Origin of the sequence: Pseudomonas alcaligenes, assembly GCF_014490745.1 — a bacterium.
Classification (GTDB): Bacteria; Pseudomonadota; Gammaproteobacteria; order Pseudomonadales; family Pseudomonadaceae; genus Aquipseudomonas; species Aquipseudomonas alcaligenes_C.
Map to the genome: position 1 here is coordinate 2,860,252 of NZ_LZEU01000001.1, position 25,123 is coordinate 2,885,374.

General features: G+C 55.7%; 18 protein-coding genes and 1 tRNA gene. 5 read left to right on the plus strand and 14 right to left on the minus strand.

What is annotated here, in order from left to right; all coding sequences use genetic code 11:
* Positions 1-4 precede the first annotated feature (4 nt).
* The 4 genes from A9179_RS12965 to A9179_RS12980 all read left to right on the plus strand — a co-directional run bounded on the left by A9179_RS12965 (position 5) and on the right by A9179_RS12980 (position 4,925).
* Complete coding sequence (locus A9179_RS12965; RefSeq protein WP_187806453.1) at positions 5-832, plus strand: hypothetical protein; 828 nt, start codon at positions 5-7, stop codon at positions 830-832.
* A gap of 3 nt (positions 833-835) precedes the next feature.
* Positions 836-2,425: a hypothetical protein gene (locus A9179_RS12970; protein ID WP_187806455.1), complete on the plus strand. Its 1,590-nt coding sequence runs from the start codon at positions 836-838 to the stop codon at positions 2,423-2,425.
* 9 nt (positions 2,426-2,434) lie between these two features.
* On the plus strand, positions 2,435-3,523 hold the full coding sequence (locus tag A9179_RS12975; protein ID WP_187806457.1) for a hypothetical protein: 1,089 nt from the start codon (positions 2,435-2,437) through the stop codon (positions 3,521-3,523).
* Between the two features lie 394 nt (positions 3,524-3,917).
* A complete protein-coding gene (locus tag A9179_RS12980; protein ID WP_187806459.1) occupies positions 3,918-4,925 on the plus strand; it encodes a hypothetical protein in 1,008 nt (335 codons plus the stop codon).
* A 173-nt stretch (positions 4,926-5,098) separates the two neighbouring features.
* On the opposite strand, the gene A9179_RS12985 is transcribed toward A9179_RS12980, so the two are convergent.
* From A9179_RS12985 to A9179_RS13050, 14 genes are all read right to left on the minus strand, one after another.
* Positions 5,099-7,798, minus strand: a complete 2,700-nt coding sequence (locus A9179_RS12985) for a UvrD-helicase domain-containing protein (protein WP_187806461.1) — start codon at positions 7,796-7,798, stop codon at positions 5,099-5,101.
* Positions 7,799-7,946: 148 nt separating this feature from the next.
* Positions 7,947-10,166 (minus strand): DEAD/DEAH box helicase, encoded by a 2,220-nt coding sequence (locus tag A9179_RS12990; RefSeq protein WP_187806464.1) that lies wholly within the window; start codon positions 10,164-10,166, stop codon positions 7,947-7,949.
* Positions 10,141-11,436 (minus strand): ATP-binding protein, encoded by a 1,296-nt coding sequence (locus A9179_RS12995; protein WP_187806467.1) that lies wholly within the window; start codon positions 11,434-11,436, stop codon positions 10,141-10,143. The genes A9179_RS12990 and A9179_RS12995 overlap by 26 nt, the downstream gene beginning before the upstream one ends.
* Positions 11,433-13,919, minus strand: a complete 2,487-nt coding sequence (locus tag A9179_RS13000; RefSeq protein WP_187806469.1) for a tellurite resistance TerB family protein — start codon at positions 13,917-13,919, stop codon at positions 11,433-11,435. Before A9179_RS13000 ends, A9179_RS12995 begins: the two co-directional genes overlap by 4 nt.
* A gap of 294 nt (positions 13,920-14,213) precedes the next feature.
* A tRNA-Pro gene (locus A9179_RS13005) sits at positions 14,214-14,290 on the minus strand.
* 82 nt (positions 14,291-14,372) lie between these two features.
* Positions 14,373-14,729 (minus strand): MerR family transcriptional regulator, encoded by a 357-nt coding sequence (locus tag A9179_RS13010; protein WP_043310659.1) that lies wholly within the window; start codon positions 14,727-14,729, stop codon positions 14,373-14,375.
* A complete protein-coding gene (ihfA, locus tag A9179_RS13015) occupies positions 14,710-15,012 on the minus strand; it encodes an integration host factor subunit alpha (protein ID WP_002553164.1) in 303 nt (100 codons plus the stop codon). The genes A9179_RS13010 and ihfA overlap by 20 nt, the downstream gene beginning before the upstream one ends.
* Before the next feature lie 3 nt (positions 15,013-15,015).
* The gene (gene pheT, locus A9179_RS13020; protein ID WP_187806471.1) at positions 15,016-17,394 is read right to left on the minus strand and encodes a phenylalanine--tRNA ligase subunit beta; all 2,379 of its coding nucleotides are present in this window, start codon (positions 17,392-17,394) and stop codon (positions 15,016-15,018) included.
* Positions 17,395-17,436: 42 nt separating this feature from the next.
* Positions 17,437-18,453, minus strand: coding sequence for a phenylalanine--tRNA ligase subunit alpha (gene pheS, locus A9179_RS13025; RefSeq protein WP_187806473.1), 1,017 nt, complete (start codon positions 18,451-18,453; stop codon positions 17,437-17,439).
* A 94-nt stretch (positions 18,454-18,547) separates the two neighbouring features.
* Positions 18,548-18,904, minus strand: a complete 357-nt coding sequence (gene rplT / locus A9179_RS13030) for a 50S ribosomal protein L20 (RefSeq protein WP_187806475.1) — start codon at positions 18,902-18,904, stop codon at positions 18,548-18,550.
* Between the two features lie 31 nt (positions 18,905-18,935).
* A complete protein-coding gene (gene rpmI / locus A9179_RS13035) occupies positions 18,936-19,130 on the minus strand; it encodes a 50S ribosomal protein L35 (protein ID WP_187806477.1) in 195 nt (64 codons plus the stop codon).
* A 60-nt stretch (positions 19,131-19,190) separates the two neighbouring features.
* Positions 19,191-19,742, minus strand: a complete 552-nt coding sequence (gene infC, locus A9179_RS13040) for a translation initiation factor IF-3 (RefSeq protein WP_187808585.1) — start codon at positions 19,740-19,742, stop codon at positions 19,191-19,193.
* On the minus strand, positions 19,742-21,664 hold the full coding sequence (thrS, locus tag A9179_RS13045) for a threonine--tRNA ligase (RefSeq protein ID WP_187806479.1): 1,923 nt from the start codon (positions 21,662-21,664) through the stop codon (positions 19,742-19,744). The genes infC and thrS overlap by 1 nt, the downstream gene beginning before the upstream one ends.
* 647 nt (positions 21,665-22,311) lie before the next feature.
* A complete protein-coding gene (locus A9179_RS13050) occupies positions 22,312-23,301 on the minus strand; it encodes an AraC family transcriptional regulator (RefSeq protein ID WP_262410716.1) in 990 nt (329 codons plus the stop codon).
* A 140-nt stretch (positions 23,302-23,441) separates the two neighbouring features.
* Between A9179_RS13050 and A9179_RS13055 the strand changes: the two genes are divergently transcribed.
* On the plus strand, positions 23,442-24,998 hold the full coding sequence (locus tag A9179_RS13055; RefSeq protein ID WP_187806483.1) for a flavin-containing monooxygenase: 1,557 nt from the start codon (positions 23,442-23,444) through the stop codon (positions 24,996-24,998).
* Positions 24,999-25,123: the final 125 nt, after the last annotated feature.

Consider the following 25,123-nt stretch of genomic DNA (forward strand, 5'->3'; position numbering starts at 1 on the left):
GGATATGGCACATAAATCTCGGTATACCGCCAAGAACAAATACACCAATAAAAGTAGTAATGCGGGTGACTGGATAAAGATTGTAGGAGCGGCCGGGGTTATCTTGGCAGCTCTCGGTATAGGGGGGTATTACCTCTACAACCAGCCCAAGGGCCCGGATAGAGTTACGCTGTGTCCGGCAGAGGGCCCTCTCGGGCATGTGGTGGTATTGGTTGATAACACCGACCCCTACTCCTTCATTCAGCGTGAAGCGTTCAGTCAGGCGCTGCGAGCACTCAGTGACGAGGTTGTTCCCGAAGGATATTTGTTGTCGGTGTTTTCGTTGGGCGAAAGCTTCGAAAACAATGCCAAGCCGCTCTTCGAGCGCTGCAACCCAGGCACCAGCGCAGGTAAGTCAGAGATGACTGCAAACCTGAAACGGATTGATCTACGTTATCACGAGTCCTTTAAAGCGCCCATTGAAAAACTAGAAGACTCCCTGCTGTCAGATACCCCGGCGCAATACTCACCCATATTTGAGATGATCCAGCTCGCCTCGATAAATGGTTTTAGAACGCAAAACGTACGAGGCCCCCGCAAACTGATTATTTTCTCGGACATGCTACCGAATACGCCTGAATACTCGATGTTCAAGGGCATTCCAGACTATAACGATTTCTCTAAAACGCCTTATGGCGAGCGCAGCAAGACGGATCTATCTGGAGTAAAAGTGGAAATCCATTACTTAATAAAATACCCAAAGTTACAAACAATGAAACAGTTGAATTTTTGGGAGCTTTATTTTGAGGGTGCTGGCGCACGTTTAACCGGCGTCAACACGATGGAGGGCTAGATTATGGCCGTCAAACTCGACATCAAAAAACTATTTATAACAGCAGTCAGCATTAAGACTGCTCTGGCGGCTCTTAGTGTTGCTCTTGGCAGTCCGTATATTTGCGGCTTGATTTTGCCCTTGCTGGTAATGGTGCTTTATATTGGGCTTGGTATTTATAAGCGCGACGACAGTGTCTCCGACGAGAAGTTTGCAGACTCCTGCTACTATCTTGGCTTTATTTTTACTATTGCTTCGATCATTGCCTCGCTTTTTGATTTGCACAACATTGGATCAGGCTTGGGGGACGTAGCTGCTCGATTTGGCGCAGCAATGATTAGCACTTGTCTTGGTGTGATTGTTCGCGTGGTACTCGTGAGTTTCCGTCAAAACGCAGAGGACGCCTTAAAAAATGTTGAAGATAGCGTACTTACAGCTTCGCGGCGTTTGACGGATGAGTTTTCTCGCTCGTTTGACCAGCTAGTAGTTTTTCGTAGCGAAGCAGTCGAAGCGTCACGAATAGCCGTCGCTGGAGTGAAGGAGCAGATTGACTCGATGTCAGAGGCCCATCGCCAAGAGATCGAGACGTTCTTCAGTGCAATGACAGAACATAACAAAACCACAATTCTGGGTTTGATTCAGGATGTGCGAACTGCCTCAATGGGACTAAACCGTATTCTGGAGCAGTACCAAGAGCGGGCATCCGAAACCAGCGAAGGAATTGATAAAACCCTGCAAAGCTTTATTACGACGCTGATAGAGCGCCTAACGGCTGTTGAGTTCCCGCCAGATATTTTTTCTAGCCGTTTGGAGGCACCAATTGCGCAGCTGAATGGGACTACGGCAGATGCTAGCAATAGCGTGAAACTAGTCTCTGAGCACGTTAAAAGCGCAGCAAAGAGCGTTTCCACAACCGTGGATAAAATTAATACCAAAGCCGAATCTCTGAGTGAGGTGCTGTCGACGGCTCAAGCGTTGTCGGCGGAGCAGCAAGAGTTGCTGTTTGCCATTAAGCGCCAACAGCAGGCAGTAATCGATCAACTTCAAGCCTATCAAGAAGAAATGCTGAAGGGGTTTTCAGCGCAGCAGGAGTCTATGCTTGGTAAGTTGCACGAGCACGCGGATCTGATTGCGGACACCAATGGTGTGATGAGCAAATTGGTTGATCAGATCGGCGAAAATCGTGAAGTAGCCGAGGATTTCCATAAGGCATGGCTGGGAATGACGCAGGTTGCCAATGAAATGGCTGAAACCGTCAAAGGCTCAATGGAAAAGCTAACACCTGCTATTGTTTCGATTGAGGAAATGACAAAGCGATCAGTGCATGACTCTAGGTCTACCACCACGTCGGTTGAGTCACTTAGTAGTTTGATGGTGCAGCTGCTTGAGCTGAATAAGACTCAGCTAGATCGCGGCGCTTCAACTGCATATCAGCCGCAGAGCATTGCTGAATTAAATGAGCAAATGCAGGCACTTAATGCAAATCTTCAGCAGCTTATTGCGAACGGAGATAAATACTCTGCTCTCGATGCTGCTGTAGAGAATTCTATTGCAGCCGCCTCACAGGTCGTGATTCCGCTCAATGAACCTTCTACTCCTTTGTCGGCGAGTTGAGCATGAGACATGGCCGATAAAAACGACCAGATCTTTCAATTATCACTGACTGAAATTGCTTTCATTTTGGTCTTTATTCTGATGTTTCTACTAGGCTCTATGGTTGTTTGGGGACATCAAGAAAATCAACGACTTCTAGAACAGCTAAGATCATACGCAGAAATAGAGCAAAAGCAGGCTGATCTAGAGAAAGCCTCGCAACTCCTCGAGAATAAGCTGGTTAGCAAGAATATCAGCAACCCTAAAGAGGTGATTAAGAGCCTAGTGGACTCTGTGCGGAGTCAAGACGAGATCGTCAGATTAAAAAAGCAACTGGTTGACCAAGAAGCCAAAATCACCGCGCTGAGTGAGCTACAGAAAGCTATTGATGAATCGGCTAAAGGGCAAGGCGATGGAGCTTTGGCTCAGCAGCGCATTGAACAAGCGCTGGCCTTAGCCAAGGCGATCAAAGAGCAGCTTCAAGAAAAGCTCGAAAAGACAGATGAAAAAGCGCTATTTGAGGATCTAGACTACGTTGCCAAGGCTGCAAAGCAGCAGCTTGCTGACAAGGCAAAAATCGATGAGACCTTTACTGATGACCCGTTGTTTGCAGCCTTAGCAGGTGACGCCCCTGCACAGAAATTTGAAAGCCTTACCAAAGAGTATCGAGAAGTCGAGGCTCTTAAAAAGGAAGGATCTGATCCCGTTGTGGTTCGAAAAGAAAACACTGACTTAAAAGGTCAAATTCAGTTCTTGAAGAACAGGCTCGAAGCCAAAGGTGGACTAGATTACCCACCTTGCTGGGCAGATGAGCAGGGAAAGATACAGTATCTGTTTAGTGTCGAGCTTCATGAGCACGAGTTGAATGTAGCCCGTGCCTGGCCAGATAATCGGGAGGCTGATGCTCAAGCGTTACCCAATATCCAGTCGGTGATGGCGGTAGCGTCATCTGACTACCCAAGATTCCTAGATGCAGTCAAACCCATTTCAGATTTGAGTCGAAAATTAAACTGTCGTCACTATGTTCGCATTAGAAATCTGATCCCAGATGCAGTTACATCTGATCGTAGACGGCTCTCTATTGAAGATTATTTTTACAAAATAGAAGTTCGTCGCTGACCAAGTGTTATGACCTTGGTGAATCGTTCCGGCTTTCCTAGACACTTTCGAGCGGCTGCTTCTAGCCGGAACAGCCGCTGGTGACAGGCAGCTGCCGGTTTAGAAGTGCGATTCACGCCTAAAGTGCAAGTTTATAGTAGGCATAATTAATCTAATCTTTTCCGCACTACCTGCTGATGTTTAGAATTTCCCGTATAGCCGCCCGACCGAAGCTAATCGAATCAGCTTGAACGACACCCGAAAAATAGCACTTGTTGCCATGGAGAAACCCAGAACATCGCCCCCGATCGTCTCGAACAGCAAATCAGTGCAGAAATTAGCCGATATGATGAATTAACAGTGAATTAACAATGCGAGCCATAAGAAAATCTCAAAAATATATTTCCGGGGAAATATGAAATCGAAAGCAGATACTGCGGCAGCCAACATAGATAGAGCCATTGACAGCATATACGATGGAATTACAGCGACTCGCGAACTTGAGCAATTGAGGCTGCTATTCTCTCAGTCACTTGTATCAGTACTTCATCGCGAACTCACCGAGCTCCCTAATACTGATTCTGTAAAAGTAAGACTTGACTGGATCGATAAAAGACCATACGCAGACATGACTGCTTCGGCGGTAAAAGATTTTAATGGCAATATAATTACTCGCCCTGTGGAGCTGGGTGATGCTGCGATTTTTCTTATAGAAGCTTTTAGCTATAAAGGTCAAATTGTTAGCAGGCGAGGTAAGGGATTAATAATTCAAGCCAAGGTTGCTCCCAGCGCTTCAATGGCTAGGATTCCTGTTACAAGCCTGTCGAGTACCGATCCTGATAACTCGTCTAATAAAGAGTTCGCACTACTTTCGCAATGGCCTCGATTTGAACTGCATCTGGCAAATAATCGCCGTGGAAATTCTTTAGGTTTTTATGCGCTCAGCAACAAATCAAGCCCACCACCATATGGCTGGTACGCGGCCGCGCCGGGTGCCAATAGTTCGGGTTGGGATACTAACGGTCAATGGAGATCTAGATGGATGTGTGCTCCAGCCGTGGCAAATGCGAGCTGTGATGCAACATTGGGCGAGGTTCTTGTAGCTTTATTTAACGGCTCTGACATCAATGGACAGATGGTCGGAGAGGAGTGTTTGCCCGTGACTGGAGCTTATCACGCCATTTTTCGAGGCCAGTCTCGTCCGGCCCCTACGGATTGGGACAAGCTGTGTACAACCTTACTTGAACTCACTGGTCATACGCACCAAGTTGTTTCAGGGGCGCACGGTGTATTTGCGTCACTTCCGTATGTCCCATGGTTGGCCATGATGATCAGCAAAAATCCTGTTGCATCCTGGCTGCGCAGAGTTCTTCGTAAAAATTTGTTCCCAATTCTTATTATTGAGCGTGTTAGACCGGATTAAGCCGCAATAGGGCGGTTCAGCTTTCTTGGCGCACAGAGGGCTGCTTCTGGCCGGTTCCTGCCTAACGCGACAGGCTGATATCGGCTAGAAGCGGACTGATCGAACATTGCCTGATCTCACCTTTTTTAACGACTCAAGATTTCTAGGAAATCTGGGGCAATTAAGGTGAAGCCTCAATTATCTGAGCGATAGACCCGCCAATACTCTCTTGCTGCATCGATCAGCTTGCTCGCTTTCACCCTTCCCTCCCCCCCCTTGCCGCTTACTTCGACGAACCAATAGCAGTACGTGATGGCACGTGTGACAGCGACGTATGCCGTGCGCAGTGCCTCTTCGTCCTGAGCCGAATCATAAGGCCGGGCATCTCCCTTTGCCCCCATACGGGCTTGCCGCAAAATGTCATTCTTGTAGGGTGAACTCGTTTTGGTCTCGCAGTCCCCCAGCAAGAAAACGGCTTTTGCCTGCAGTCCCTTTGAGGCGTGATACGTCAGGAACATCAAGTCTTTCTCACGATCCTCCTCCTTTGAACGCGCAATCAAATCAGCGGTAGCGGCCTGCAGAACTTTCCGATATTTCCTAGTTCTATAAAGGATCAGAATGCTGTCTCCCTGCTCGTAATGCTTTCGCACTAAGTCAGCCAAGACCTCGGGTGTTACAGGAGGGCAGCTCAGCGCCGTGCCATTTGCTGACTGCTGCGGCCCCTCGATCAAGCCACCGCCCTCTACATGGTGCTTATTCAGATCCTTTCCCTGAGCGATAGCACATCCGTGACCCGCTGAGCTTTGCGCTCCTTTGACATTCCCTTTCCAATCCTCAGGATCGAAGGGGAAAACGCAGACGGGCTCGCGACGCCGAGTGACTTTTTCGTTAGCTGCAATTCCGCTTTTATTCTCGAAAAGAGCGGTTTTGGCGACCAGCGATTCAGCAGCATCGATGATCCATTGGTGGGAGCGGTAGTTCTCATTCATGATGACGCGAGTTGGATTCAGCGCCGTGAAATGTTTGTCGAAGTCGACAAAGAACTCTGGAGAACTCCCCCTCCAACCGTAGATACTTTGCCAATCGTCTCCAACCGCAATCAGGGATGGGGGTGATGGAACCCCACGTGTCTCAGGTCGCAGTTCTCGCCTGCCAATTTCAGCGAAGGTCGCTTTTACCCATGACATAGTGTTCGCACCGACATCTTGAAACTCGTCGATCAGAAGGGTTGTCATGGGTCGTAGGACACCGTCAGGCACATGCTGAAAGCTATCCTGATTCTGCTCGTTGAACAGAGCGAACATGGTATTGAATGTCATGATCGGCGGGCTCGTATCCTTCAGCAGCTGGTTGAAGCGACGCCAAAAGATCCCAAGGGCCTCGAAGAAAACTCTGTCCAGATCACGTTGGGGGAGCTGCATGTTTTTTACAGCATGCTCAACATCCAACCCAAGGTTCTCAATGAACGAAGCCGCAGAGTAAAAGGCTTCAAGAATATGGCTAGCGGATAACTCCCCCTTCACTTTGTAATCGAATACAGGGCAGGAGGTCATAGAGCTTTTGAGCTCTTCAATCGACTTACTTGCTTCGTGGTAGCTGTTCAGTAAGAGAACTGGTCGCGTGGAGTGGACTTGGAAGAGCAGCTGCTTTTTAGCCAGATCCTGCTGTAGCCAAGATTTGCGATTTTCGATCGCGAGGTCTTTCGGCTCACTCTCATCTAACCCGAGCAAGACGTAGGCGTCCAAGGCTTCAATGTATCCGTCAGCTCGAAGCTTCTGGGCGCCTAGCTGGATTACCTTCCCGGCGGGATCAATCCCATCTAACGGCCATTTCCCAGCAGCGCTCCAAAGCCCGGCCATCTTGACGCACAGTGCATCATCAAAGTATGCCTGACGAGCTGATTTGGCCAGCTGTGCAGCCACCTCGAGGGCCGTTGAGTCTAAGGGGCGGAGGGAAATGCTACGAATGTACAGGTTTAGGATCAACTTCTTGAAAACTGAATTTTCCCTGTAAAGATCCGAGTAAACTTGGCGTAGCAAACCAATCTGCCGAAGATTCAGTTTTAGCTGAATAACAGGCGTGTCTGGCTCTTCGAGATTCTCATCAAGATCATCCTCGCCCTCCCAGTTATCTCTAATTACCGGCACCCCAGCTTCGTGCGACTCAGACGCGGATAACTCCTCAACATTCAGCTCTTGGTGTTTGTTGTCTGTCTCTACCCGGTCTTTCAAAAACTCGAAAGGCTGGACACCTGTCAGCCCAGGAAGGCATCGGGCGAATGAAAGTATTCGAGAGTGAAACGTTCGAACGATCCGTTCCGACTGCTTCACCGAGACATCGTGGCCCCAAAGCAAGAAAACCTTACGAAGCTTTTCGGCAAAATCACGTTTCGACTCCCTTGTGAAAGTCACCACGGTAATGCTCGAAAACTGAATCCCAAGGTAGTGCCTGAGAACGACTAGGCGAAGCACCATAGTTGTCGACTTACCACTACCGGCACCTGCGATCACAGAGGTTGTGGGAGTACGAGACAGGATAAGCTTCCACTGGTCTTCAGATGGCTGCTCCTCCTTTGGTATGCGCGATGCGACATCAGCCTTGATTAAGGCTTCCATCTGCGCAGTGATCTCCAGGCGAGTATCACTAAAGAGAGTACTTGATGGTGCAGCACTGGCAGCGTTAGCTTTTTGGGCTACCTCGATTGTGGCGTGCCGGCGAGCCTCCCTTAGCCCCGCGTCATATCCGAGCGTGTAACCCCGTAGTAATGCGGAAGCTTGCTCAAATCCAACAGCGCCTAAAAGCCACTCAGTTACTTTTGCTACAGGATGACGATGCGCCCTTGCGGCGATGCTGCTCGGCCCCGTGGGTTTTCCGTTGCGATCAAACGAACTCAAAGCTTCCTACTTCCTAAATCGATGCTCTAGATTTCACTAGGAAACGCTCGATGTGAATGTGTTTAAAGCTGCGAACAAGCAGCTCTGTCGCACACCGAGTTTTTCAACAGAATCGCCGAAAACAGACATTACGTGAATAAGTTAAACATCAAGCCGTCACCGTGGACTGGCTCACCAGCCCCAACGCCAATGCCTTTGCTCCCCCCAAGTCCAGCTGCATCGTTGCATATGACTGCATGAGTAACGCTGGAGGAAGCACCCAATCCCATTTCTCTTGAACCATGTTCTGTACATCCGCCAGAACACTGGATTCATCAATACCATCCCACTCGGCAATCTCGCGCAGCTTGTTTTCAAGCGACGTCCGATCCCCCTCAACCTCAATGACCAACCCACTGTTCTCACTGGCTAGTCCGGTGTACGTCAGCAAGATAGCCAAGGCATCGTTCGTCCAATCGCCTTGCCAGGTGAAAAGGTAAGTCTTGCCTCCGCTTTCGGTCATGCTCGAATGTGCCAGCCCAAGGTCCGAGAAGGCACTACGCGCCTGAGCCAATAGTTCTTGTGCCGTAGCATCGAGATAGGGATAGACATCCGCCTCCAACAAGACGGTCTTCATCTCTTGCCGAACCCGATCATGCACACGGGCTCCAAGCCCGTCGAAAGATGGCGGAGCACCACCTGGATCGGATCTCACGACGATGACCTTGGCATCAGTGTCCACATTCGTGACCCGCCAGCGCCGTCCTGCAAAGATGATGCGCTGATCAACGGTTAGTGGCCTGGAGATGGGCAATGCTCCAAGTGGTTTGCCATCGCATACCAGGCGGAACTCTTCATTGCTGACAAATGCACTGTAGAAGTCGTAGTGGTTGATCATGCGTTCCCCCACCACGCCGGGCAGCAGGAGCCCTGATGTTTCCTGGGTTATCAAATCGCGCTCACCGAGGGCACGAAGCAAACTGAGGAAGCTGCCCTGCTCCACCCCAATGAACGGACCACTGCGAATCAAGGTGCTCCACAGCTCTGCAGCTGTAGCTCCACCCCGCTGGGCTATCACCGAGAGGCACTGCTGTACCAGTGTCGATAAATGGAGGCCCTGAACGCGTGGGGGCTCGAACCAGCCCTGCATCAACAACCTGATCATGGCAATGCTTTGCACCAAGCCCTGGCGGAGTCGATCCGACAATGGCGAGCCATCGTCTAGCTGACGCTCCTTGCAGTAACTTCGGAGAATGGCTGCTTCTCCCGGACGGCGTCCGGATCGACCCAAACGCTGACGCAAGCTGGCAACCGATGGTGGCGCTCCGATCTGCACCACCGTCTTGATACTGCCGATATCGACCCCAAGCTCTAGCGTGGTAGTACAAACTGCGGTGGCCGGCCGGTCACCGGCTTTCAGCGCTTTCTCGGTTTCCTCTCGAATGTCCTTCGCCAAGCTGCCGTGATGCGGCCAGAACTCGTTCGGTACACCATCCTGCTCGCAACGGCGCCGCAGATTGTCAGCGAACCACTCCACCTGAGTTCGACTGTTGGGGAAAATCAGGTTGTTGCTGCCCCGTAGTACCTGAAAGAGGTGCTCTGCGATGGCATGATCCGGAGAAAAGACTTCACCATCTTCAGACTGTATCGGGAGCGCCTGCTTGGACTCCACATACCCTCTGATCTGAACCTTGAGTATCTGGCCACTCCCCTTGGACTCGATCACCGACACATGATGGGGGGCATTGGGACGCAAGAAGGCAGCAGCCAGCGTCATGTCGCCCAGCGTGGCGGAAAGGCCAACCCTGGGCAGGGGGCGATCAATGATTGTTTCCACTCGATGCATGAGTGACTGCAGCTGCTTGCCTCGCTCACTACCAATAAAGGCATGGAGCTCATCCACAACCAAGTACCGCAGGTTTGCAAACAATCCCGCTAGACTGGTCCCCCTGTTGACGAAAAGAGCTTCGAGCGACTCCGGCGTTATCAGCAGAATGCCTTCCGGGGACTTGAGGAAGCGATGTTTGCGGCTCGCTGAGATATCCCCATGCCAAGCAATGACTGGAAGTTCAAGCTCATCGCAAAGTCTCGCCAAACGATCCCACTGGTCATTGATGAGAGCCTTTAACGGGCTGATGTAAAGCACCGCCCCTGGCGTTTCTGTGTCCTGCAGGAGGTTGGTAAGGATGGGGAGGAACGCGGCTTCGGTTTTCCCTGCAGCTGTAGCAGCCGCGATGATGACATCCTGATCCGCGCCCAAAAGCACAGGGATAGCGCGCTCCTGGGCATCGCGTAGAGAGGTCCAGCCTTCGGACCATATCCAGCGCTGGATTCGCGGCTCAAGGAGTGCGAACCCAGCCGACTCAGAGCTGGAAGGTGGCAAGCTCATCGTCCGTGTCTACTTGGGTATCGGCCTCACCACCTCGATCCGGTGCAATCTCTACTGCCCCCAGCAGGGTGCGCCAATCAGCGTCCGGATTCTGCTCCAGCACCGCTAGCAGGTTGATGAATGCGGTGATGGTCGTCCGCGGGGTCCTGAAGTAGGCCTCGCCCATCCGCTGGTTACAGTGGGCCATAAACAGCGGCAATGCTTCGTCGGGTAGCAAATAGCGCTCGCTCACACCTGCCGCGTATACATGACGCAGTTTCTGCAGCAGCACGTAGAAATCCTCAGGCGTCAGACTGGTGAGGCGTATGACAGGACCGGAAAGATCTACCAGCCCGGACTTAGCGAAGTTGTTTTCCGCCAAACGCGACTGCAGAGCCGGATAGCTGTAGAGGCCGCGGCGAGTATCCATGAGAAACTCGGGGGTACCACCCAACACAAAACCAAGCCCCTCAGCGGAACCCTGCAGGGAGTCATTGAGGATACGCAGAATCTGCTCGTAGTTAGCGTTGCGAGCCTGGGTGTTGGAGAGCTTGTACAGGTTCACCAGCTCATCGAGACATACCATCAATCCACTAAAGCCGGCCAACCGAACGAATCGCGCGAGCAGCTTGAGCTGATCGTAGACCGACGCATCGTCGACGATGGTCCGCACACCCAGTGCGGTGCGGGCATCTGTCTTGGTAGTGAACTCGCCGCGCAACCAGCGGATAGCATCCGCCTTGAGCTGCTCGTTGCCCTCTTCGAAGCCTTTGCAATAGGCCGCAATTACATCAGCAAAGTCATAGCCGTTGACCATCTCTGTCAGTTGCTCGAGATGCTCACGAATCACAGCCTCACTGTCTTTGCCGGACGCTTTGGCTTCCGTTTTGGCCTGTGCAATGAACTTCTCGACTATTCCTTGCAGAGCGCCGCCATCAGGCTTAGTCCGGGTGGACATATTCTTGGCCAATTCGGCATACAGAGAGCGAGCCTGGCCGCCAGTAGCATGGAGACGACGATCAGGGTTCAGATCGGCATGCATGGTGACGAGCTTGCGCTCCATCGCAATAGAGCGAACCAAGTTGAGGAAGAACGTCTTGCCTGCGCCATATTCACCGATCACTACGCGGAACGCGGAACCACTTTCCGCGAGGCGCTCCACATCACGGATGAGCGCTTCCAGCTCGCCGACACGCCCCACTTGAATCAGGTGCTGCCCTGCACGGGGAACGACGCCGGCGCGCAGGGACTGGATGACCGCATCGCGATCCTTGGCTCTGATGCTACTCATAGCGGTAGTTTGTCCATGATTTCAGGGTTGATTTCGAAGGGGTCTTCCCCCTCGGTGACTGGCATATCGAAATGCTCGAAGGCCATGTCGTTGATCTGCTCCAATGCTCCGTCGAGCATGAGCTCCATATCACTTGCAACCGCCTCCAACTCGTCGCGAGCCCACTCGGTACGGGACACGAGTACACGCAGGAAGGCTGAGTGATCGGCGTCCAATCCACAGATGGAGGAAGTATCCTTGACGGTCTCTTCGACAACGACCTCATCCGGCTCAACAGACTTGTCATCAACGAAAACCTGAGCCAGCAGCGCAGATACCTGCTCCGTTTCACGCTGCAACTGAGCGATGCGCTCTTGGTCCAGAACAAATCCACCAACGGGCTTGGACGGAGTTGCTCCGGGTATGGAAGGCGTTGTCTGCGATGAGCCAACGGGGCTACCACTGGCGGCCACATGAAGGTCGCTGTATAGCGATTGCGGATCCAGCTGCAGAGTCTTGTAGACGCGCTCCAGCAACTTCACCTCTGCGGGGCTAACCTCACCGTCGACCTGCGCCAAGTGAGCGAGAAAAGCCGCCACAACCCTCTTCGCTGGCTCGGCTAGGGGCTCCAGCTTCTTCTTCAGGCTTTGCAGAGTTGGTGCCTGGTTAAGCTGCAGACGCAGGTGGGCCTTCAGCCGTTTCCGATGGGCACCGCTCAGGTGACTCCAGGAGTCGATATGCTGGGATAGCAGCATAATCTCCTGCGGCGACGTGTCACCATCGGCCGCCGCCACAGCACAGGCAAGGTCCAACGTGACAGAGGCGGCGCTATACGCCGGCGAAGACCGCAAATCACCATCTTCAGCCTGGGCCGCAAAGAGCGCCACATTGTCCTCTGCCTTGGGTGTTCGACTGCCTGCCAGCACATCCGGCTCGATACCGATGTGTAATGACTCCAGCGCGCGGGCGAGCGTCAGAACCTTGTCTCGCGACAGGCTACCTGCACTCTGCAACCGCCCCGCCAGCTCGCCGAAACTCATGACCACCATGCCGTCGCCAATACGTTGCTTCAGCTCGTCGAGCGCTGTTCGAGCTGCTGGCGGCCACAGGTTTACAGGCAGCTGTAACAGCCCTTCTAGTGCATCAGGATTACTGGGGTTGCGACCGAGATAACGACTGTAGGGCTCCAACTGCACCGTGCATTCGTCAACCAACTGCTGCAGCTTCTTTCGAGCTGCGCTGGTCGCAGTGACATCAGGAATACCGGATAAGCCATCCAGCTCTTGGGGTGGTAGCCCCGCAGAAGCGGTGTTGTATTGAAGTCTCAGACGGGTCTTGTTCTGAGGGAGCACCATACCGGCGCCATAACGTTCCTCGTAGCGCATGCAGAACAACTGAGCGAACGCTTCTTTACAGCGGGTTACAGGTGTCCGCTTCCCGATGCTGTGATCAGACAGCACCCAGGCCAACGCCCAGTCAGCCGGCATTGGCTGCTTGTCAGCAGCCAACTGGCCCAGGCCAATCCGTAGCTCTATGGGCATTTCATAGCCATAAGACAACGGCATCGGCGGCGCCTTTTGATAACGGCGGGCAAGCACTTGACCTTGACGGAGGAAGTCTACGAAGCGACTGGCGTAGGTATTGAACGAATGATTCTCGTCGTAGATCGAGAGCAGTCTTTCGACCTCGGCAATGATGCTAGGTATCTCGGCGGCGGCAGCCTGATTCGTCTTCGCATCGACGAATGCCCTGCGCTCCAGGCCATAGAAGAACAGGAACACGTAGCCAATGTTGGCATGCGGAGCCTTCCGACCACTGGATAGCCATTGCAGATATGCGCGCCGAGCCTCTGGGGTGATGTTGTCGTAACTGGGCCAGTAGGAAGTGAGACGCTCAGCAATATCAACGATACCCCGTGCGACCTTCAGCTTCGGGTTGATCAGTGAGGGTTCCGAAGATCCATAGCGGCTGTTTCGATCTTCGCCGACATAGATCAAGCCACCAGAGATTTTCTCGCCGGCAACCTCAATGGATTCGCTAGCGGAAAGCCAGCGCACCTTGGCACTAGCCAGGTCCGCCGGCGCACTCGGAATTCGGTGGGAAGGCCGCTCAGCGACCTCCAGTGTTACGGTAAAGAAACCAGAGCTGTCCCGCTTTGCCGAAACCTGCTGGGGCGAAGCCGGGACTTGAGCCGATGCAGACGGCTCACCTAGGGGAAAAACCTCGTCCAAAGAGAACGTCAGCCCCGTGCTCGTGGGGGCATCAGAGGAGCTTGAAAGAGCGACCTCTCGACGGAGCGGCTGCTTAGTCGGTGGCGAAGATACGGCTGGTGATTTGTTGAAAGCCTTGATGATCAGCCACCCACCCAAACCAATAATGGCTACTCCCCCCAAGACAACCCACACACCCTTGGGAATGGAAGCAAGCAGCCCGATCACTATGGCGCCCAGAACCATCACTCCAGATACATCGGACTTGCTGCTGCGCCTACGCTTCCTTGCCATCGCCTCGACTCCCTCTAAAGCCATGCTGGCCGTTTGGCAGTATCGGTAATTCGAGTGCATCAGCCAATACCTAGGCGATAGATGCTCGTCACCAGCGTCCGCTTCCAGTTAGCCGCTCCTTACCCTAACCCGACGTCATCTCCTGCAGCAGATGAGCTGACACCCCCAACCCCTTTTCGACGTGTCACTTTCAGCGGTGGGGCAAAAAGTGGGGCAAAATTCAGAGATACTCAAAAACCATCAGGCATAAAAAAATCCAGTCACCGCTAAGTGACTGGATTTTCTAGGGTTTTTTGGTCGGGACGGAGTGATTCGAACACTCGACCCCTTGCACCCCATGCAAGTGCGCTACCGGGCTGCGCTACGCCCCGACGATGCTTCCGAGTTACCGGAAGCGGGGAGGACTTTACAATAAGCTGCTGAATTGTGGAAGTTTTTTTTACTGCCGCCGGCTTATTTGCGCAGCACCAGCAGGACATCCTCAAGCTCGGCAATCATCTGCCGGATCAGCTGCTTGTACTGGGTGGTGTCGTCCTTGGCTTCGTCGCCGGAGAGGCGCTGACGCGCCCCGCCGATGGTGAAACCCTGGTCGTACAGGAGTGCTCGGATCTGACGAATCATCAGCACATCTTGGCGCTGATAGTAGCGGCGGTTGCCGCGCCGCTTCACCGGATTGAGCTGGGGAAACTCCTGCTCCCAGTAACGCAAAACATGGGGCTTGACGGCACAGAGGTCGCTGACTTCGCCAATGGTGAAGTAGCGCTTGCCAGGAATAGGCGGTAGCTCGTCGTTATGACTTGGTTCCAGCATATGCCTCTACTCTGGCCTTCAATTTCTGGCCCGGACGAAAGGTGACAACACGGCGAGCCGTGATCGGGATTTCTTCGCCTGTCTTGGGATTGCGACCCGGGCGCTGGCGTTTGTCGCGCAGGTCGAAATTGCCGAAACCGGACAATTTGACCTGCTCGTTGTCTTCCAGCGCGTGGCGGATTTCCTCGAAAAACAGCTCCACCAACTCCTTGGCTTCCCGCTTATTCAGGCCAAGCTCTTCATACAGACGTTCCGCCATTTCAGCTTTCGTCAGAGCCCCCATACGCTACTTCCTTAACGTGGCGTTGAACCTTTCTTCCAGCGAGGTGAGGATGTTTTGCGTAGTTGTATTCACCTCATCGTCGTTAAGAGTGCGCGATGGATGTTGCCAGGTCAAGCCAACGGCAAGGCTTTTTCTATGCGGATCAATGCCTTTACCGTGATACACGTCAAACAGCCTGAGATCCGTCAGCCATTCGCCCGCCGCTTCGCGGATACACGCCAGTACAGCCTGGGCCGGCAGCTCGCGATCCGCCAGCAACGCCAGGTCGCGACGAACTTCCGGGAAGCGCGACAATTCGCTGAAAGCCGGCATCCGTCCGGCCACCAGTTCGGCCAGCACCAGCTCGAACAGGAATACCGGCTGATCCAGCCCCAGGGTCTTGGCCAGTTCCGGGTGCAGCGCACCGAGGAAGCCAACCAGGCGCCCTTCCCGCTCGATTCGCGCGGTCTGGCCCGGATGCAGAGCCGGATGTTCGCCAGCGGTGAAGCTGAAGGCATCGGCGGCACCGGCGTAGCCCAGCAGCGCCTCGACATCGGCTTTCACGTCATAGAAATCAACTGCCTCACGGCCATTGGCCCAGGCTTCCGGTAGGCGGCTGCCACAGATCACCCCGGCTAGCATCGGCTCCTGCTTCAAGCCCCCCAGCTGACCGACAAAGCGCAGGCCGCTCTCGAACAGGCGCACACGCGACTGCTGGCGATTGAGGTTGTGCTCCAGCGCCTTGACCAGGCCCGGCCACAGCGAGGAGCGCATGGCTGCCATGTCGGCAGAGATCGGATTGGCCAGCTGCAGCGGCGTAACGCCCGGACTGAACAACTCGAACAGTTTGGGATCGATGAAGCTGTAGGTGATCGCTTCCTGATAGCCACGCGCCACCAGCAGGCGACGCAGGGCCGGCAGTTCGGCACGCGCCTCGGCCTTGGCCTGCGGAGCCAGACGAGCCTGCGGGTAGCGTACCGGCAGACGGTTGTAACCGTACAGACGACCCAGCTCTTCGATCAGATCCACTTCCAGACTGATGTCGAAGCGATGGCTCGGCACGCTGACCTGCCACTGCCCGGCGCCCTGAGCGATCACGCCCAACCCCAGAGCAGTCAGCAGACGCTCGACTTCGGCGCCATCCATATCCATGCCGAGCATCTGACTGATGCGCTCGGCGCGCAGGGTGATCGGCGCCACCTGCGGCAGATCGGCAGCACTGGCAACTTCAACGATCGGGCCAGCTTCGCCACCGACGATCTCCAGCAGCAGCGCTGTGGCACGCTCCATGGCGTTGCGCGCCAGTTGCGAGTCCACGCCACGCTCGAAGCGGTGCGAGGAGTCGGTGTGCAGGCCATAGGAGCGAGCCTTGCCGGCCACCGAGATGGTGTCGAAGAAGGCACTTTCGAGGAACAGATCGCGGGTCTTGCCGCTCACGCCGCTGTGCTCCCCGCCCATTACGCCGGCGATGGCCAGGGCTCGGTTGTGGTCGGCGATCACCAGGGTGTCGGCACGCAGGCTGACTTCCTGGCCATCCAGCAGAACCAGCTTCTCGCCCTCTTCCGCCATGCGCACGCGGATGCCGCCATTGATCTCGGCGAGGTCGAAGGCGTGCATCGGCTGACCGAGCTCGAGCATCACGTAGTTGGTGATATCGACAGCGGCGTCGATGCTACGGATATCGGAGCGACGCAGGCGCTCGACCATCCACAGCGGGGTCGGTTTGGACAGGTCGACATTGCGAATGACGCGCCCCAGATAACGCGGGCAGGCCTTGGCAGCCAACACCTCGACCGGGCGCACTTCATCGTGCACGGCGACAACCGGGGCGATGGCTACCGGCGAGACCTGTGCGGCGTAAATGGCGCCGACTTCGCGAGCCAGGCCAGCCAGCGACAGGCAATCGCCACGGTTGGGGGTCAACCCCAGCTCGATGCTGGCGTCATCCAGGCCGAGGTAGTCTCGGATATTGGCGCCCAGCGGCGCATCGGCCGCCAACTCCATCAGACCGCTGTTGTCGTCACTGATCTGCAGCTCGGAAGCCGAGCAGAGCATGCCATTGGACTCGACGCCACGCAGCTTGGCCTTCTTGATCTTGAAGTCACCCGGCAGCTCAGCGCCGATCATGGCGAAGGGGATCTTGATCCCCGGGCGCGCATTCGGCGCACCGCAGACGACCTGGAAGGTCTCGGCACCATTGCTGACCTGGCACACGCGCAGCTTGTCGGCATCCGGATGCTGTTCGGCACTGAGGATTTCACCGATCACGATGCCGCTGAACTCGCCGGCAGCCGGGGTGACGCTGTCTACTTCGAGGCCGACCATGGACAGGCGGGCCACCAGCTCGTCACGCGAGACCGGCGGATTGACCCAGCTGCGCAGCCACTGTTCACTGAATTTCATACTGTCTGTTCTCCTGAACGCATTCGATACGGGTCATGTGGCCTAGCGGAATTGCGCCAGGAACCTCAGGTCGTTATCGAAGAACAGGCGCAAGTCATTGACGCCATAGCGCAGCATGGCCAGGCGCTCGACGCCCATGCCGAAAGCGAAGCCCTGGTATTTCTCCGGATCGATGCCGGACATACGCAGCACGTTCGGATGCACCATGCCGCAGCCCATGACCTCCAGCCAGCCGGTCTGCTTGCACACGCGGCAACCCTTGCCGGAGCACATCACGCACTGCATGTCGACTTCGGCCGACGGCTCGGTGAAGGGGAAGAAGGAGGGACGGAAACGCACGCCCAGCGGCTTCTCGAAGAACACCCGGAGGAATTCCTCGATGGTGCCCTTGAGGTCGGCAAAGCTGATGCCCTCGTCGACCAGCAAGCCTTCGACCTGGTGGAACATCGGCGAGTGGGTGATATCGGAGTCGCAACGATACACGCGGCCTGGGCAGACGATGCGAATCGGCGGCTGCTGCGACTCCATGGTGCGCACCTGTACCGGCGAGGTGTGGGTGCGCAGCAGCATGTTCGCATTGAAATAGAAGGTGTCGTGCATCGCCCGGGCCGGGTGGTGACCGGGAATGTTGAGCGCTTCGAAGTTGTGGTAGTCGTCTTCGACTTCCGGGCCCTCGGCGACGTTGTAGCCGATATGGGTGAAGAACTGCTCGACGCGCTCTAGAGTGCGGGTCACCGGATGCAGGCCACCGGAGGCCTGACCGCGGCCCGGCAGGGTCACGTCGATTTTTTCGGCGGCGAGCTTGGCGCTCAGCGCAGCCGATTCGAGGGAGTCCTTGCGGGTGTTCAGGGCTTCCTGCACGCGCTCCTTGGCGACGTTGATCAGGGCGCCGACTTTCGGACGCTCCTCGGCCGGCAGATCGCCCAGGGTCTTCATCACCTGGGTCAGCTCGCCTTTCTTGCCGAGATAGTGAACCCGGATCTGCTCCAGGGCATTGACGTCTTCAGTTTGTTGCACGGCCTCAAGCGCTTGCGAGACCAATGCATCCAGGTTTTCCATGTACGGACTCCAGATACAAAATAGGGGAAGAGCTTGAAGGCTCTTCCCCTATTGGTGACGTTGGCACCGGGCGAACCCGGTGATTGTCGGGGACTTAAGCCAGAACGGCCTTAGCTTTCTCGACAATCGCAGCAAACGCCGCTTTTTCGTTCACTGCCAGATCGGCCAGAACCTTGCGATCGATCTCGATGGCCGCTTTTTTCAGGCCAGCGATCAGACGGCTGTAGGACAGACCGTTGATACGAGCACCAGCATTGATACGAGCGATCCACAGAGCGCGGAACTGACGCTTGCGCTGACGGCGGTCACGGTAGGCGTATTGGCCTGCCTTGATCACAGCCTGCTTGGCAACGCGGAACACGCGCGAACGCGCGCCGTAGTAGCCTTTGGCGAGTTTCAGGATTTTCTTGTGACGGGCACGAGCGATAACGCCACGCTTAACACGAGCCATGAGTAATTACCTCTAAAGTATCTTGACCGAATTAACGAACGCGCAGCATGCGCTCGACTTTTGCTTTGTCCGACGGATGCATCAGCTCGCTACCGCGCAGTTGACGCTTACGCTTGGTGGACATTTTGGTCAGGATGTGGCTCTTGAAAGCGTGCTTGTGCTTGTAGCCACCAGCGGTCTTGAGGAAACGCTTGGCTGCACCGCTCTTGGTTTTCATTTTTGGCATGTTTAGTACTCCGCATTCATTAACAACTGATAACCATCAGGCCTGCCAGTGCCCGGGAGGTTATTTACGCTTCTTGGGAGCGATGACCATCATCAGCTGGCGTCCTTCCAGCTTGGGATGCTGCTCAACGGTGCCGAGTTCGGCGAGGTCGGCTTCGACCCGCTTCAACAGCTCCATGCCCAGTTCCTGGTGGGCCATCTCACGACCGCGGAATCGAAGCGATACCTTGGCCTTGTCCCCATCTTCAAGGAAACGTACCAGGTTGCGTAGCTTTACCTGGTAATCCCCTTCTTCCGTCCCTGGACGAAACTTGATTTCTTTGATCTGCTGCTGGTGCTGGTTCTTCTTCGCGATAGCAGCTTGCTTCTTCTTCTCGAACAGGTGCTTGCCGTAGTCCATGATCCGGCAAACCGGTGGTACCGCGTCCGCGGAGATTTCCACCAGATCCAGCTTTGCTTCGTCGGCAGCGCGCAGCGCTTCATCGATCGAAACCACGCCAATCTGCTGGCCGTCGGCACCAATCAGGCGAACTTCACGTGCGGTGATGTTCTCGTTGATCGGCGCCTTGGGAACGGCCCGCTTATCCTGTCTCATTTCACGCTTAATAATGATTACTCCGAATCTTGGCGACCACGCCGGGAAACCGCTTGCTTGAGCTGACCAGCGAACTGCTCGAGGGGCATGGAGCCCAGATCGACGCCTTCGCGGGTACGCACAGCAACGGATCGTGTCTCAACTTCCCTGTCGCCAATAACCAGGAGATAGGGAACCTTGAGCAAAGTATGCTCGCGGATTTTAAAGCCGATTTTTTCGTTTCTCAAGTCCGACTTGGCACGGAATCCGCTTTGATTAAGGGTTTTCTCCACTTCCAGAGCGAAATCGGCCTGCCTGTCGGTGATATTCATCACCACCGCCTGGGTCGGCGCCAGCCAGGCTGGGAACGCACCAGCGTAGTGCTCGATCAGCATGCCGACGAAGCGCTCGAAGGAGCCGAGGATCGCACGGTGCAGCATGACCGGGCGCTTGCGATTGTTATCTTCGGCGATATAGCTGGCATCCAGCCGCTCCGGCAGGTTCGGATCATACTGCAGGGTGCCGCACTGCCAGTTACGCCCCAGGCAATCCTTCAGGGTGAATTCGATCTTCGGACCGTAGAAAGCACCCTCGCCCGGCTGGTATTCCCACTCCAGGCCCGACTCGTTCAGCGCATCGGCCAAAGCAGTTTCGGCGCGATCCCACAGCTCGTCGGAACCTACGCGCTTGGCCGGACGAGTGGACAGTTTCATCGAGATATCGGAGAAACCGAAGTTGGCATACACCTGCAGGGTCAGCTTGATGAAATCGGCCGCCTCTTTCTTCACCTGATCTTCGGTGCAGAAAATATGCGCATCGTCCTGGGTAAAGCCGCGCACGCGCATGATGCCGTGCAGCGCGCCGGACGGCTCGTTGCGGTGGCAAGCACCGAACTCGGCCAGACGCAGCGGCAGGTCGCGGTAGGACTTCAGGCCCTGATTGAAGATCTGCACGTGGCACGGGCAGTTCATCGGCTTCACCGCGTAGTCGCGGTTTTCCGAGTTGGTGGTGAACATGTTCTCGGCGTAGTTCGACCAGTGCCCCGAGCGCTCCCAGAGCACGCGATCGACCACCTGCGGCGTGCGCACTTCGACGTAGCCGTGCTCGCGCTGCACCTGGCGCATGTACTGCTCCAGTACCTGGTACAGCGTCCAGCCGTTCGGATGCCAGAACACCATGCCCGGCGCTTCCTCCTGCAGATGGAACAGATCCAGCTGCTTGCCGATGCGACGGTGATCGCGCTTCTCGGCCTCCTCGATGCGCTGGATATAGGCCGCCAGCTGCTTCTTGTCCGCCCAGGCCGTGCCGTACACACGCTGCAGCTGCTCGTTTTTCGAGTCGCCGCGCCAGTAGGCACCGGAAATCTTGGTCAGCTTGAAGGACTTGAGGAAGCGCGTGTTCGGCACGTGCGGGCCGCGGCACATGTCGACATATTCTTCGTGGTAGTACAGGCCCATGGCCTGCTCATCCGGCATATCGTCGATCAGGCGCAGCTTGTAGTCTTCGCCACGCGCCTTGAACACCTCGATGACCTCGGCCCGCGGCGTCATCTTCTTGATGACGTCGTAGTCCTTGTCGATCAGCTCGGCCATGCGCTTTTCGATGGCCGCCATGTCTTCCGGCGTGAAAGGCCGACCGATGGCAATGTCGTAATAGAAGCCTTCTTCGATCACCGGCCCGATCACCATCTTGGCATCCGGGTACAACTGCTTGACCGCATGCCCCACCAGGTGCGCGCAGGAGTGACGGATGATCTCCAGCCCTTCTTCATCTTTCGGCGTAAGGATCTGCAGGGTCGCATCGCTCTCGATCAGGTCACAGGCATCCACCTGCTTGCCGTTGACCTTGCCGGCCACGGTGGCCTTGGCCAGCCCGGCGCCGATGGACTGAGCCACCTCAAGCACGGAAACGGGACGATCGAACGAACGCTGACTGCCGTCGGGAAGAGTAATGATGGGCATGGCGCCTCCTCTCCTAGTGGTGACCCCTACCAAAGGTCACGTGGGTTGGGATGAGCCAGGAAGCGATCCGGCGGTATGCCTGCCGAACAATGGCAGGAGCCTTGCGGGCCAACCGAAACCGAACCAGAGTCACTGGAGGTAAAGAGTTGGGATGCTTTCAGAAAGCCGCAGCCCTGACAAGCAGCCAATAAAAAAGGGGTCGTATCAACGACCCCTTTCGGATTTGGTAGGCACAATTGGACTCGAACCAACGACCCCCACCATGTCAAGGTGGCGAGGATCTACGCCTAACCAATTGATACAGAAGGGAAAAGGGGTAAATCTTCTGCATCAGGAAGCGGTCACTCTACCACAAAAGAATCAATAACTTAGCGCTGTATTTTCTTACAGCTTTTGTATCACTCAGTGGGCTCAACCCTCGCTTGATCAGATGGGAATTCGCCCCCTACAGCGCACACCGCTGCAGCCGCGATATACCTAAATCGCTTCCGCCCTGACTACCCCAAAGGGCTAGCGCGCCCTCTGCTTTGCCCTAAATTTCCCCCAACCTACTCGCCTAGCAACTGCTGATCGAAAAGTCTAACCATGGGGCAGACCTACCTGACGCGCTAGTGGGCAGCATTTTATGCTTCACCGCGGCACCGCCCTCAGGCTCGGAGGGCGCGCCGCCAGGCCGCTGGTGAGCATCCGGTCCAGCGCTGGAATGCATGAATGAAAGCGGCGGCCTCGGCATAGCCGAGCGCCTGGGCCACCTGTTCCACCGACTGCTGCGAGTCGGTGAGCAAGGCCCGGGCGCGAGCGAAGCGCGCTTCGTCGAGCAATTGGCGGAAGCTGCAGCCTGCCTCAGCCAGGCGATGACGTAGCGTGCGCTCGGCCATGCCCAGCGAGCGCGCCACCTGGGCGGAGGCAGGAAAACCCTGCTGAAAGAGAGCCAGATGATTACGTACCTGGGCCGATATATCGGTGTTTTCCGACTCAGCGGAGCGGCGCCTCAGCCACTCCTCGCACTGCCCCCGGTAATAGAGGTTGGCAGTAGGGTCAGCAGTGGGTAGCCGGGCCTGCAGCACCTCATTGCGCATCCAAATGCGCGCACGATCACTGCCGAACTGCAGCGGGCAGCCGTAGAAGGCGGAATAGGCACTCACATCGAGCGGCTTCGCATACGGGATCTCCACACGCGTGGCGAGCGCGCCCCTCCCCAGGGAGGACAACAAGTCGAGTATCAGCTTGTAGGTGCCGACCATTTCAACATCCACCAGGAAGCGTCTTCCCGGCTCAGGCAGCTCCAGCGGATCGAGGCACAACGCGCTCTCCCGCTCACCGGGAACAAAGCTTAACGGGCTAAATAGAAACGTCAGTTGCTGATAGCGCAGGCCATGCTGCACGGCGGCATAAACCGTCTCACTGGTCAGCAACAAGAAGCTGACAGGGCCATAACCGGCGAAGCCAAAAGCTTGCCCAAGACTCAGTCCCTGGCTTTCCTGCGGCAAACGCTGGGCAAGATCGCATAGCAGGCGCAGCGCCCTGCTACGTTCGATGCGGCCATCGGGAGCCAGTTGCGCTTCACTCAGGCCGTAGTCGGCAAGCAGAGTGGCCAGATCCAGATCCACGCCCAGGGTACGTAAGGCGTTGAACATATAGAGCAAGGCTAGTACGGGTTGAGTGGCCACAATCAGATTGCCGGAAAGATCAATTTCGCCTGCGACACTAGCATATCCACACAAAAAGTCAGCCCATTAAATTGGCGTCACATACAACAACAGTGGAGCTGCCCCAAATGAATGCCCGTAACGCCCATTCGACGCCCGCCCCTCTCGCCATCCCGTTGCAGGTCGAGGTCGCCATTATCGGCGCCGGTTTCGGCGGCCTGTGCACAGCCATTCAGCTGCTCGAACGAGGCGAAAAGAGCTTTGTGATACTGGAGAAAGCCGATGAAGTCGGCGGTACCTGGCGCGAGAACACCTACCCCGGCGCCGCCTGCGATGTGCAATCGCACCTGTACTCTTTCTCCTTCGCCGGCAAGGCGGACTGGAGCCAACGCTATGCGCCCTGGCACGAGATCCAGGACTACATCCTCGACGTCACCGAGCGCTATGGCCTGCGCCACTACATCCGCGGCGGCAGCGAGGTCTGCGCAGCCCGCTTCGACAACTCGACCGGACACTGGCATCTGACGACCACCCGGGGCAACGCAATCATTGCGCATCATGTGGTGCTGGCTTCAGGTCCGCTGCATGTCCCCTCTATTCCCTCACTGAAGGGGATAGAACGGTTCAAGGGCAAAGCTTTCCACTCGGCACAGTGGGATCATGACTACGACCTCAAGGGTAAGCGCGTGGTATCCATCGGCACCGGCGGCAGCGCTATCCAGTACTGCCCGGAGATCGCCCCCGACGTGGAGAAGCTGTATGTACTACAGCGCACTCCTGCCTGGATTATCCCCCGTGACACGCGCCAGTATCCGCAATGGCAAAAAACGCTGTTTGCCCGTTTTCCACTGCTGCGCAAGCTGCACCGCGCCCGCCTTTACTGGACCAACGAATCACGCGTATGGCCGATCTTCACCCCTTGGCTGGCGCGGCGCCTGCAAGCCCTCGCCGGCCTGTTCATCCGCCATCAGGTACGTGATCCGGAGCTGATCCGCCGCCTGACCCCGGATTACGTAATTGGCTGCAAACGCATTCTGATATCCAACAAGTGGTATCCGATGTTCAACCGGTCGAACGTAGAGCTAGTCGATGATGGCATCGCCGAGATCCGCGAGCACTCGGTGGTCACTCAGAGCGGTCGAGAGCTGCCTGCCGACTGCATCATTTACGGCACCGGCTTCCAGGTGGATCCACGCCTGTACATGAAGGACTTTCCGTGCAGCGGACTACCGGGGCACGAACTAATGAAGGATTGGAAGGATGGTTGCGAAGCCTACCTGGGCATCCATATTTCCGGTTATCCGAACTTGCACAAGTTGGTCGGCCCAAATACCGCGCTAGGGCATAACTCTGTCATTTTCATGATCGAGGCCCAAGTACGTTACATTCTCGACGCGATACATGCGGTTCGTGTCCGCGGTGCTGATTACGTGGACGTCAGGCCGGATGCCCAGCGTCATTTCAACGAACGTGTGCAGAACGCACTGAAGAGCACCGTATGGAACTCCGGATGCGTGAGCTGGTATCAGCAAGCCGATGGCAAGAATTTTTCCATGTGGCCCTGGTCCACCTGGCGCTACTGGCTCGCCACACGATGCCTACCGCTACAAGACTATAGATTCCAGCGATGCGCACCGATAAGTGCAGCAGCAAGCAGCGAGAAGGTGCAGAAGGAACCAGCCTGAGAGGCACTGCCCACAGGAAAGCATACGAAGGAGTCTCTACCAGACTCCTTCGTACTTTCAGCCCCCCATTTCTGGGTGGCCGCCGATACATCATCCACAGCCCCGTCCAGATGGCGCAGCTGACG